The following is a 12458-nucleotide window of genomic DNA, read 5'->3' on the forward strand; positions in this document are numbered from 1 at the left end:
CATCAAGGAGAGATAAACGATGAGTAAAGGGAAAGTTGTTCTAGCATATTCCGGGGGATTAGATACCTCGGTTTCTATTAAATGGCTTCAAGATAAATATGATTATGATGTAATTGCACTCGGATTAGAAGTTGGGGAAGGAAAAGATTTAGAATCACTTAAAGAAAAAGCGTTGCAAGTGGGGGCGGACAAAGCCGTTATTATAGATGCTAAAGAATTACTGGCGAAAGAGTATTTATTACCTGCACTAAAATCGAATTGTCTGTATGAAGGAAAATACCCGATATCTTCTGCACTATCCAGACCGTTAATTTCAAAATTATTGGTTGAAGTAGCTGAAGAGGAAGGCGCAGTAGCTGTTGCGCATGGTTGCACCGGAAAAGGAAATGATCAGGTACGCTTTGAGGTATCGATCAAAGCACTGAATCCGGACTTGGAAGTAATTGCTCCAGTACGTGAGTGGGGAATGAACCGGGATGAAGAAATTGCTTATGCGAAGGAAAAAAATATTGATGTCCCCGTGAATGTGGATAAACCTTATTCCATCGATGCAAATATTTGGGGCAGAGCTTGTGAAGCCGGGGTTCTTGAAAATACATGGAATGAAGCACCAGAAGAAGCCTTTGAATGGACGGCATCCATTGCAGACGCTCCTGATGATCCGGAATATGTGGAGATTGAATTTAAGGGAGGCGAGCCTATTGCTTTAAATGGCGAGTCTCTAGGGATGGTTGATATTATCGAACAATTAAATGACATTGGCGGTAAACATGGTGTCGGAAGAATCGATCATATTGAAAATCGTTTAGTAGGCATTAAAGCCAGAGAAGTGTATGAAAACCCGGGTGCTTTAATTTTAATTAATGCCCACAAGGAATTGGAATTTTTAACGTTAACGAAGGAAGTTACGCAATATAAAACGCAAATTGATCAAAAAATGACCCAACTCATTTATGATGGTCTATGGTATTCCCCATTAAGAAATGCATTGGAAGCATTTATGGGTGAGACACAGAAAAGTGTTAACGGAAAAGTGAAAGTGAAGCTGTGGAAAGGTACACAAATGGTTGTTGCAAGAGATTCCGACAATAGCTTATACAATGAAGAATTAGCAACCTATTCCAAAGGGGATATGTTTGATCACAATGCAGCAGTTGGCTTTATTAAGTTATGGGGACTATCAACGCAAGTGCATTCCCAGGTAAATAAGAAAAAAGAAGCGATTAAGTCCGGGGAGTAATTGAGCAGGGAGGAATTTTACAATGTCGAAACTATGGGGCGGAAGATTTACCAAAGAAACGAATAAACTTGTTGAAGAGCAAACGGCATCCATTTCATTTGACCAAAAATTAGCGAATGAGGATATACAGGGAAGCATCGCACATGTGAACATGCTAGTTTCCACTGAAATTATAACCGCAGAGGAAGGAAATACTATTGTATCAGGATTGAAAGCTGTACAAAATAAACTAGAGCAGGGCGAGCTTATCTTTTCCGTGGAAAATGAAGATATCCATATGAACATTGAAAAATTCCTAATCGATGAAATTGGCCCTGTGGGTGGAAAATTGCATACCGGACGAAGCAGAAACGATCAAGTTGCTACAGATATGCATCTTTATTTAAAAAAGCATACAGAAGAACTGATTGAGCTTGTTAAAGCAACGCAAAAGGCAATTTTAAACCAGGCTTCTGATCATGTAGATACAATCCTTCCTGGTTATACACACTTGCAAAGAGCGCAGCCGGTATCTTTCGCTCATCATTTGTTAGCTTATTTCTGGATGCTCCAGCGGGACAGGGAACGTCTTGTGGATAGTCTGAAGCGGGTCAGCGGTTCTCCTCTGGGGGCCGGTGCGCTTGCCGGAACAACTTTCTCAATTGACAGAACGCAGGTTGCAGAAGAGTTAGGCTTTGAATATGTTTATCCTAATAGCATGGACGCAGTCAGTGATCGGGATTTTATTCTCGAGTTCATGTCCACGTCCTCGATTATGATGATGCATATTTCTAGATTGGCGGAAGAAATGGTCATTTGGAGCAGTCGGGAATTTCAATTTATCGAGCTGGATGATTCTTTTTGCACAGGTTCAAGCATTATGCCACAGAAAAAAAACCCAGATGTACCAGAGTTGCTGCGTGCAAAAACTGGACGTGTATATGGTAATTTAATAGGTTTATTAACCGTTTTAAAAGGACTCCCGCTCGCGTACAACAAAGACTTGCAAGAGGATAAAGAAGGCATGTTTGATACGGTTGACACACTTGAGAACTCCTTGTTGATGCTTGCGCCAATGATTGACACTATGACTGTAAGAACAGCCAACATGAAACAAGCCGTTTCTGAGGATTATTCCAATGCAACAGATATTGCGGATTATCTCGTCACAAAAGGAATGCCTTTCCGTGAGGCGCACGAAATCATTGGGAAAATTGTGCTGCACGCGATTGATAACGGAAAATATCTGCTAGATTTAAAGATGGAAGAGTATAAAAAATTTAGTGATCTGTTTGAAGCTGATATCTATGATGTATTGGCTCCAGAACAGGTTGTAGCAAATCGGCACAGCTACGGAGGCACCTCGCAACAGCAAGTGCGGGAACAGCTCGAGCTGGCGAAGAGCGCTTTATAGAATTTATAAGGGGTCTATCTCCCACTATGCTAAAGTGTTAGCATAGTGGGAGATAGACCCCAAATATTTGATATTTCTGCTGTATATAATGAATCTACTAATTTTCCTTCAATGTAGAGAACGTTATTTTGATGGAGAAACAACACTAAGGCTGGAAAAAATAAAAAAGGCGACCGTATTTCCAGATGAACAGAAAGTACAGGTTCCCACCACTGTTCGGGATTTTAAAAACCTCTTTTATATGGGGAATGGATGATGATCGATTTACCAAAAGCAACTTTTTCAATGAAAAACCCGCATTTTCAAAGGGGAAAATGCGGGTTTTTAATCCATTGAAATTAACTTGAATGAACCACAACTTCTTATAAATACTCCTCAAACCACCGGCAAATATGATTTAAGCGCTCGATTCGCATTTCAGGTTTCCCACTTCGGCTTAGTTCATGACTAGAATCCGGGAAGCGGACAAATTCAGCATTTTTTCGTAAATGTTTTAGTGTGACAAACAGTTGTTCACCTTGTTCTATCGGACAACGGTAGTCCTGTTCACCGTGCAGAATCAGTAATGGTGTTTCTACGTTTTCTGCATATTTTAATGGGGAGAAGTTCCATAGTTTCTCTGGATCTTCCATTAAATTTTTACCAAGTTCCCATTTTGTGAAGAAGTAACCAATGTCACTCACACCATAAAAACTCAACCAATTACTAATCGACCTCTGGGTTACCGCTGCTTTAAAACGGTTTGTATGTCCAACGATCCAGTTGGTCATAAATCCCCCGTAGCTTCCTCCGGTCACACCAAGTCGGGTCTCATCAATGAAGCTGTAGTTTCCCAGCGCGTAATCGACGGCACTCATTAAGTCGGTGTAATCTCCTCCGCCATAATCAGAGCGAACAGCATCTACGAATTGTTGTCCGTATCCGTAGCTTCCTCTTGGGTTGGTGTATAGTACAACGTAACCTTTTGCTGCCAATAATTGCATTTCGTGGAAGAATGACTGGCCATACATCATATGTGGGCCGCCATGAATCTCCAGTACGAATGGATATTTTTTGCCTTCTTCAAACCCATATGGCCGAAGGAGCCACCCTTGAATTTCCCAGCCATCTTCTGCGGTTACAGTCAACGTTTCCGGTTCGGTTATAGCAACTTCCTCTAAAAATGCCGCATTAGCGTTGGTTAACCGCTTCAACTCAGATCCATTTTTCAATTGATAAAAATTACATGGATTTGTTGGTGTACTGATCCCGAGAATGAAAGATTCTGATTCGGCATAATAGGAAAATCCAAATACATGATTCGCCTCTTTATAGAGTACTTCCAAATCGCCATTTAATGATACCTGATACAAACCAGTCGCACCAAAATCACTAGCTATAAAGAAGAGGCGATCTCCATCTTTTGACCAAACCGGTCCTGTTGTGGAGTTTCCTAGTCTCATGTCACCGATCATGACATCACCAAGCTGGATATCCCATTCTTCGCTAAGGCAAGTGCGAACTCCAGTTTCTACATCGAATATATAGAGTTCATTTTGCGTCGCCCCAGCATACGTATATTCATGACCGAAGCAGGCAATTTTGTCACCATTTGGAGAAAAACTGGCACTATGATATGCGCCTTTTGTAAGTTTTGTTATATCTTTTGTTGAACGATTGAATAGGAATAAATCATTCGTATTTTCATAATCTGCATCTTCATTTAAATTGGCTGCTAGTAGCACGGTATTGCTATCAGGTGAAATATCTTGAAATGCGTGATCCGCATCGGCCTTAGTCAACTGGGAGAAATCTCCATTTTCTGTATCAAATAAAATGAGTTGTGCGCGTTTATTATCATGGAAGCCGTTTGCATCTGATTTGTGATCTAGACGTTTTATAACAAGTGGCTGTTTCTTTTTCGCCTCAGCCTCTTTTTGACGCTCTTCTTTTGCTTGTTCGTTTTGCTTTTGTACATCGTCATCAGCGTCTAAGGAAGCACTGAAAATGATGTATCTTCCGTCCTTTGACCAATTTGGATTTCCTGTGCCATTTTTAAATGTAGTGAGCTGCCAGGCTTCCCCACCATCTGTGTTTAGCATCCAAAGCTGCGGAAGACCGCTTCGATTGGACTCGAATACGATCTTTTTGCCATCAGGTGAAAACCTGGGGCTACTATTCTTTACGTCGCCAAACGTCCATTGCTTTGCTTCATCTTCATCCAAATTTTGAAAAAATAGATGGGATTCATATTCATTATTGTCATTGATCACTGTTGAAACATATGTATATGCACTTCCATCCGGGGTGAACTTGGGGTCACTGAATACTTCAATTTGCGTGATGTCAGCTGCTGTTATTGTTCGTTTTGAATCGTCGCTCATTAAATAGCCTCCTAGTGAATAGATTTACAACTATAGTAAACTACTTCGCTTTACGAATCAATTAAATTACTAGAATTTTCTTTTTTCAATACATCGAATAAAAAGGAGCAAGAGAACCGTCCCTTGCTCCCCAATTTTCTAATGTTCCATGCTACGCTCTTTAATAGCCGCATCTTCCACATATGCTTCCTGCAACTGTTTCGTGATTTTTCCAGGTTTTCCGTCAGCAATTTGCTGATTATCGACTTTCACAATTGGCGTGATTTCCGATGTGCTACTGGATAGGAATAGCTCATCAGCGAGTGCAATATCCTCGACTGAGAATCCTTCCTCGTTAAATGGAATGGAAAGGTCTCGTGCGAATTGTTCAATACGCATGCGAACACAACCATGCAGAATTTTAGTTGTAGCGGGATGTGTGTAAATCTCTCCATCTTTAACCAGATATACATTGGATGAGCTGCATTCTGTTACGAATCCATCCTTGTGCAGGATAGCCTCGTAGCTTCCTTTTTCTTTAGCTGTCTGTTTCGCAAGCACATTTGGCAGTAGATTCAAGCTTTTAATATAACAATATTCCCAGCGGACATCGCGCTCGGTAATGACAGAAACACCGTTTTCCAGGTTTGTGGTATTACGAGGAGCATCTGTGATATAGGCATACATATTTGCAGGTACATCCACTGGAAAAACATGATCACGTGGTGCTGATCCACGGGTTATTTGCAGGTAAAGTTTTCCATCTGTTGTCATATCGTTTCTAACCAATAAATCGATTAATAAATTGGTAAGCTCTTCTTTGGTTGATGTAATCTCTATTTTCACGGCTTCTGCAGAGCGGTAAAGACGATCCACATGCTCATTTAGTAAGTAAAATGCACCATTATAGATTCGAATAACTTCATATACACCATCGCCAAATTGCAAACCGCGTTCTTCATATGGATAGGTTAAACTGTCACGATGAGTAAACTTTGTTTGTGCCAAAATAATCGGATAGACGGACATAAATCAATAAACCTCCTTTAAACATAAGCCTATTCTATATCTATTTTTTTGAATTGTAAACGAATTTTTCGGGGCATTAGTGACAAACATCACTGATCTTGATTGAATTGTTTGATTATAGTAGTAGTATGCGTTCAAAAAGGAGGATAAAAAGGACCGGCCGGTTAAGTTCGCGACGTCCTGTCGCAACACCGGCACTAGCACGTCCTGTGCGTCGAAAGTTCGAGGCGGCGTAGTTTCGAGCAGACGCTTTTACACGAAGGAAAAGTGGTTTTCCTTTTCCAAGGAGCGGAGAAACAAGCCAACGAGCTTCTCGCGTGTTGTGGTGACTTCTGCGTTGCCCACAGGACGTGGGCGGTTTTAGCAGAAGGTCACCTGCGAAGTGTCATTTTTACCGGACTTTTTGAACATCCTCTAGTAAGAAAGAAGGGCGGGATTATGATGGAACCTTTATTAAAAAGATTAGATACACATGATTATGATATGCTTATAGCTAACTCGAAGTTAATTGAAATTAAAAAGGGTGTATACATCTATACCGAAAAAAACCCTTCCGATTATTTATATTTCATACAACAAGGAGAAATACGTATTTTTAAAGAAATAGGGGTTGGAAAAGAGATAACCTTCTTCACAAGAAAGGGTTATGATGTTTTTGGGGAAATGGGTGTTTTCAGTGGAGAAACATATTCCACAACAGCAAAAGCTTCAAAACATTCATTTATCTATTATATTGGGAAAAATAAACTTAAAAATCTCCTGGCACAAAATGGTAGATTGGGCCAGCAATTTACTAGATGGGTCGCAGAGTCGCTGGAATCAAGTAATGCGAAAATACGTGATTATGTTGCTTTTGGATCAGAAGGTGCCGTTGCTTCGGTATTTATAAGAATTTCAAACATGTATGGTGTCGTAACAACAGAAGGAATTCTTATAACCGAACCTATTATGATAACAGATATTAGTAAGCAAATCGGAATCTCTCGTGAAACAGTCAGCCGTATTGTGAAAAAGTGGAAGCAAAAAGAAATTATTGAAAATGATAACAAATATTTTTTGATTAAAAATATGCATTATTTTAGGAGGTTGCTTGTTTGTGAAAACTGCGGTGTGGAGAATTGTGTCCTTTAGATGAGAAGGTGTTTCACCAGCCTTCTAAAATATTTTGTCAAAAAAAGTGGAATTTCCTGTTGCTTTGTGTGAAAGGTCTTGTTATAATAAAAATTACATTCTTAAAAAAGAGTGTAACGCACTACATAGTATGCAGGGTTTTGCGGGTGTAGTTTAGTGGTAAAACCTCAGCCTTCCAAGCTGATGATGTGGGTTCGATTCCCATCATCCGCTCCATACATATGTCCTAACGCAGTGTTTCGTATCTTAATACGAAGCGTTGCGTTTTTATTTTGCCACCGCATTACTTGAATTACCTGTCACCTGCATAGTATTCTAAAGGGACTAAACTACTATATTTGAGGGGTTTTCATGAAAAAGCTATTACAGCAACTAAAACAATTGGATAATAAGAGCTATAAAGCGTACAAAGATATACAGGGAAAATACAGTTATCATAATTTTGATTTATATATCGATTATGTGCAGGGCGATCCTTTTGCGACACCATCGAAAATTCGGATAGTTATTCCTCGAGGGCAGCGTCATGTAGAAAGTGATTGGCTCAATACCCCATCGAGGAAAACTGCTACTGAAGATGCATTTGCACGGGTTGTTGGCAAAACGATTGCGAACCAAAAGTTCACCATTAAAGGATCCGGCAAGAGTGGGGCGATCCTTTTTGACAATCCAGGACAAGAAATTCTGGAACGGAGTGCAGTACAAATAAACGCAGAAGCTATTACGGTATGCATTTCGATAGGTCTTCCTGCCAACGGACGTCGTATTAACGGCAGGGAAGCAGAGAAATTATTCTCTCAAGCTATTCCAGCTATTATAAACAATTCTATTTTTAGCATCAAAGATGCCCAAATCATCCAGGCTGTAGAGCTTGCGGATCAGCAGGACGTGATTCGAGAAGAGATGTACAACAATAATTGGATTGCTTTTCTGGCAAATGGGTCGATTTTACCGCGGGCAAGTGGTGTCAGCAATCGTCCATTACAAAAAGCTATCCCGTTTCAGAGTCCGAAAGAAAACGAGGTGTCTGTGGATATTCCGCATCAATCAGAGCCAATAAAAGGAATGGTAATAAAAAAAGGAATCACGCTCATTGTCGGTGGTGGCTATCACGGAAAGAGTACGATTTTGCAGGCCATTGAACGTGGCGTATACGCTCATGCGTTAGGGGACGGCCGTGAGTATGTGCTAACAGATCCTGACGCTGTGAAAATTCGTGCAGAGGATGGCAGACAAATTACAGGTGTCAATATCTCTCCATTTATTAATAATCTACCACACGGGCAAGATACGCAATTTTTCTCCACGGAAAATGCGAGTGGCAGTACATCTCAAGCTGCTAATGTGATGGAAACGCTCGAAGCAGGTGCAACGACGTTATTAATTGATGAGGATACTAGTGCGACGAACTTTATGATCCGTGATCATCGCATGCAACAATTGGTGAAAAGCAGTAAAGAGCCGATCACCCCATTTATTGATAAAATCAAACAAATGCGTGACCAGCTTGATGTGTCGACAGTACTAGTGATGGGCGGATCCGGGGATTATTTTGCAGTGGCTGATTCGGTTATTATGATGGAAGCATATGTCCCATATAATGTAACTATCCAAGCGAAGGAAATTATGGAAAAATATCCGCTGGAACGTGATAAGGTTGCAGAAGAAGCATTTGGGGATATTACGAATCGCTCTTTTCAGCAAAACACGCTTCAAACGAAAAAGGGTAATCGAGCCAAAACGCAAGCCAAAGGATTAACGAAGATCATTATGGGAAGAACAGATATCGATTTTGATGATACAGAACAGTTAGTTGATAGTTCGCAGACTAGGATGATTGCGGAAATCATTCAGTTTCTTGATCGTACGAATGGCTTGCAACATAAATCATTGCATGAACTCTTAGGCGAACTGGAGCAGCAAATGGACAAACAAGGGCTAGCTTCGTTTACGGCATTTAAAAATCAGCATCCCGGCGATATTGCCCGTCCACGCCGGTATGAAATCGCTGCTGTATTGAATCGGATTCGTACTGCAAACGTACAGCAAAAATAGAAAGGAGGGTCTTAGTTCTGATGCAGACCGAGCAACTCAAGACTGAAATTATAGCCTATAGTAAAGAAATCGGTATCGATAAAATCGGCTTTGCCTCTGCAGATGTATTCGGTGAATTAAGAGAGCGCCTGAGACGCCAGCAGGAATTAAAGTATCAATCAGGCTTTGAAAAAGGATCATTGGAAGAGCGTACCGAACCAGAGCGTCTGCTTCCTGAGGCACAGTCGATCCTTTCTATTGCAATTGCCTATCCGTCCCGTATGAAAGACGCACCAAAAAGTACGAAAGAAGAACGCCGTGGACTATTTGCTCGAGCTTCATGGGGAATAGATTATCACAAGGTATTACGTGAGCGACTGGAAAAACTCGAAGCTTTTATCAAGGAAAAAGTTCCAGGTGTCGAAAATAAAGTGATGGTAGATACGGGAGAGCTTTCGGATCGAGCTGTAGCGGAACGTGCTGGAATCGGATTTAGTGGAAAAAATACATCAATCATCACGCCGGAATTCGGCTCCTACGTGTATCTCGGTGAATTGATTACCAATATACCATTTATTCCTGATGAACCGGTTGATGACAGCTGCGGGGAATGCACGAAATGTATTGATGCATGCCCAACTGGTGCGATTGTCGAGGGTGGTCAATTAAATGCCCAGCGCTGTATCGCATTTTTAACACAAACCAAAGATTTTTTACCGGATGAATTCCGTACGAAAATCGGAAATCGCGTGTATGGCTGTGATACTTGTCAGCTTGTATGTCCGAAGAATAAAAGCATAGATTTCCACATTCATCCGGAACTTGAACCGGAGCATGATGTTGCAAAACCAAAACTTAAACCCATGCTGCAAATTTCCAATCGTGAATTTAAAGAAACATTTGGTCATATAGCAGGTTCTTGGAGAGGCAAAAAGCCCTTGCAGCGAAATGCATTAATCGCGCTTGGACATTATAAGGATAAAACAGCTGTAGATAAGATGATTACTGTTATGAATAATGACCCGCGTCCGGTAATCCGCGGAACAGCTGCATGGTCACTCGGAAAAATAGGTACCCCTGAAGCATATGATGCCATCACAGCAGCGATGGAAAAAGAACAGGATGAACAGGTTTTATATGAGATGCAAAAAGGAATGGATTTTCAGCAGGAAATTCCAGTCAAGTAAATCGTTATTAAAATCACATACTTTGCCAAGCTTCCCCTCCATATACTCTTTAATGGAGGGGATTTGTGTGGAAAAATTAAAAGAAATGTGGATGAATTTTTTAAGAGAAGAACGAAATACAGATGATTGGTGGGTACGAAAAAAGGCTTTATGGAGGGAGCGGGAAAGTGAAATTGTCCGCATCCAGGGAGACGCGAAAATTTATCGGAAAATCCGTTATGAGAATGAAGCAGAGTATGCATACTTACTGCATGTAGCCTATTTTATCAAGCAGGGGGATCATTTTCATAGGGAGGAGCAGGTTACACCATATAGATTCCGTTTACTTGATGGTGAAATAACAGATCATAAAGAGATAGTGCCAGCTAAGCAGCCAACAGCGAAACAGTCAATCACTCCTGATGAAATACAGGAAAGGTCCGCACACATGCGTTTTTCCTATGACCGTCTTGCTGCAGTGCAATATGCAGAGCGTTGGTGGAACAGTTATAACCCAAATTACAGGAAATTTGACGTGGACTGTACGAATTACGTCTCACAGTGTTTACGGGCAGGTGGTGCGCCAATGCGTGGTGCTCCGGTTAGAGAGCAAGGCTGGTGGTATCAGGATGATAATTGGAGCTTTAGTTGGGCAGTTGCTCATTCCATGAGATGGTATTTAAGTGGGTCTGAAGAAGGATTGCAAGGAAAAGAGGTCGAGAATGCGGAAGCGCTACTTCCTGGAGATATAATTTGCTATGATTTCGAGGGTGATGGGCGCTTTGATCATAATACAATCGTTGTTGCAAAAGATTCCTATGGTATGCCGCTCGTTAACGCACATACTGATAATAGTCGCAATAGATACTGGTCTTATGAGGATTCAACAGCATGGACGCCGAATATACAGTATAAGTTTTTTCAAATTGGTGAGTAGAAGTGGTATAATAGATTAGTTATTAAAAGTTGTAAGGAGAATGAAAGTGAGTTTACATGTCGTATTATTTCAACCAGAGATACCCGCTAATACCGGTAATATAGCAAGAACATGCCTTGGTACAGATACAACACTACATTTAATCCATCCACTCGGCTTTTCTACAGATGACAAAATGCTGCGCCGAGCTGGACTGGATTATTGGAAAGATGTTGAAATTAAGGAATATGATTCATTAGATGAATTATATGAAACGTACCCGGAAGGTATATTTTATTATATTGAAAATTTTGGTACAAAGCATTATACAGATTATGATTATAGTAATATAGATGAGGACATATTCTTTGTTTTCGGCCGTGAAACAGACGGAATTCCAAAAGAACTGTTAGAAGGGAAAGAGGATCGGTGTCTTCGGATCCATATGAATGATAAAATTCGTTCCTTGAATTTAGCAAATACAGCAGCAATTATTATTTATGAAGCATTAAGGCAACAGCATTTTCCAAAAATGGATTAAAAAAACGCCGTGCGAATTTTTCGCATGGCGTTTTATCGTCTAGGAAATTATAAAAATGTTGGGATGTGGATAATTAAGTAGCCAAATAGGTCTCGTCCGGCTCCAGCGCCCAGCAACTAGCAAACTTCACATTCCTACACTACGATAAGTCAACATCGGTTCGCTTGTCAGCTCACCGTGTTTCCTTTATCTCATTGCGGAATGCTCCAGTTTGTACGTTGCTAACCGGGCGCTTCCGCCTTTGTTCCATTATTGATTCTTTTTTGGAACACCTGGTTTTGATTGATATGCTGAAGTTAGGCAAGATGTTAAGAATACAACAATTACACCGCCTAATAATGCTAAGTCCAACATGGGATGTCCTCCTTTAGAGTTATATGTAAATTTGCGTATATTTTATTATACCCTTATTATACAGAATAAATCTTATAATTGGAAGTGTAGAACGTAAAAAAGGCTCTTTTCGTAAATATTGTTGTTTTAAAATCTTAGTAGTTGATATAAAACTACGACATAACTTAATGTGCCCGTTAATCCGCCGCTCCGGTAATACACTTCGCGCACCTTAGGGCGGCTGTTGAGCCTCCTTGTGCTGTCGCACTGCGGGGTCTCACCTAGGCCTCTGCTCCCGCAGGAGTCTTCGTGTATTACCTCCGCTGGTATTTC

Annotated in this window: 9 protein-coding genes and 1 tRNA gene; 8 read left to right on the forward strand and 2 right to left on the reverse strand. The window is 40.7% G+C overall.

All coding sequences use genetic code 11. The annotated features are described in order from the left end of the window. The first annotated feature begins 19 nt into the window (after positions 1-19). Positions 20-1240: an argininosuccinate synthase gene (locus KFZ58_RS06480; RefSeq protein WP_235793983.1), complete on the forward strand. Its 1221-nt coding sequence runs from the start codon at positions 20-22 to the stop codon at positions 1238-1240. Positions 1241-1262: 22 nt separating this feature from the next. Further along, positions 1263-2633 (forward strand): argininosuccinate lyase, encoded by a 1371-nt coding sequence (argH, locus tag KFZ58_RS06485; RefSeq protein WP_235793984.1) that lies wholly within the window; start codon positions 1263-1265, stop codon positions 2631-2633. A gap of 362 nt (positions 2634-2995) precedes the next feature. Here argH and KFZ58_RS06490 read toward each other — a convergent pair whose 3' ends face one another. Beyond that, positions 2996-4996, reverse strand: a complete 2001-nt coding sequence (locus tag KFZ58_RS06490) for a S9 family peptidase (protein ID WP_235793985.1) — start codon at positions 4994-4996, stop codon at positions 2996-2998. A 138-nt stretch (positions 4997-5134) separates the two neighbouring features. Continuing rightward, a complete protein-coding gene (gene dat, locus KFZ58_RS06495; protein WP_235793987.1) occupies positions 5135-6004 on the reverse strand; it encodes a D-amino-acid transaminase in 870 nt (289 codons plus the stop codon). A gap of 438 nt (positions 6005-6442) precedes the next feature. Between dat and KFZ58_RS06500 the strand changes: the two genes are divergently transcribed. The 6 genes from KFZ58_RS06500 (at position 6443) to trmL (ending at position 11792) form a co-directional block, all read left to right on the forward strand. Further along, positions 6443-7135, forward strand: coding sequence for a Crp/Fnr family transcriptional regulator (locus tag KFZ58_RS06500; RefSeq protein ID WP_235793988.1), 693 nt, complete (start codon positions 6443-6445; stop codon positions 7133-7135). Between the two features lie 142 nt (positions 7136-7277). Then, positions 7278-7351 (forward strand) — tRNA-Gly (locus KFZ58_RS06505). A 135-nt stretch (positions 7352-7486) separates the two neighbouring features. Then, positions 7487-9190, forward strand: coding sequence for an ABC-ATPase domain-containing protein (locus KFZ58_RS06510; protein ID WP_235793991.1), 1704 nt, complete (start codon positions 7487-7489; stop codon positions 9188-9190). Positions 9191-9210: 20 nt separating this feature from the next. Next, positions 9211-10356, forward strand: coding sequence for a tRNA epoxyqueuosine(34) reductase QueG (queG, locus tag KFZ58_RS06515; protein WP_235793992.1), 1146 nt, complete (start codon positions 9211-9213; stop codon positions 10354-10356). Positions 10357-10423: 67 nt separating this feature from the next. After that, positions 10424-11272, forward strand: a complete 849-nt coding sequence (locus KFZ58_RS06520) for an amidase domain-containing protein (protein ID WP_235793993.1) — start codon at positions 10424-10426, stop codon at positions 11270-11272. Positions 11273-11318: 46 nt separating this feature from the next. Continuing rightward, positions 11319-11792 carry a tRNA (uridine(34)/cytosine(34)/5-carboxymethylaminomethyluridine(34)-2'-O)-methyltransferase TrmL gene (trmL, locus tag KFZ58_RS06525; RefSeq protein ID WP_235793994.1) on the forward strand — a complete coding sequence of 158 codons (474 nt, stop codon included), beginning with the start codon at positions 11319-11321 and terminating at the stop codon, positions 11790-11792. Positions 11793-12458: the final 666 nt, after the last annotated feature.

The organism is Virgibacillus sp. NKC19-16 (assembly GCF_021560035.1).
GTDB classification, from domain to species: domain Bacteria; phylum Bacillota; class Bacilli; order Bacillales; family Amphibacillaceae; genus Virgibacillus_L; species Virgibacillus_L salidurans.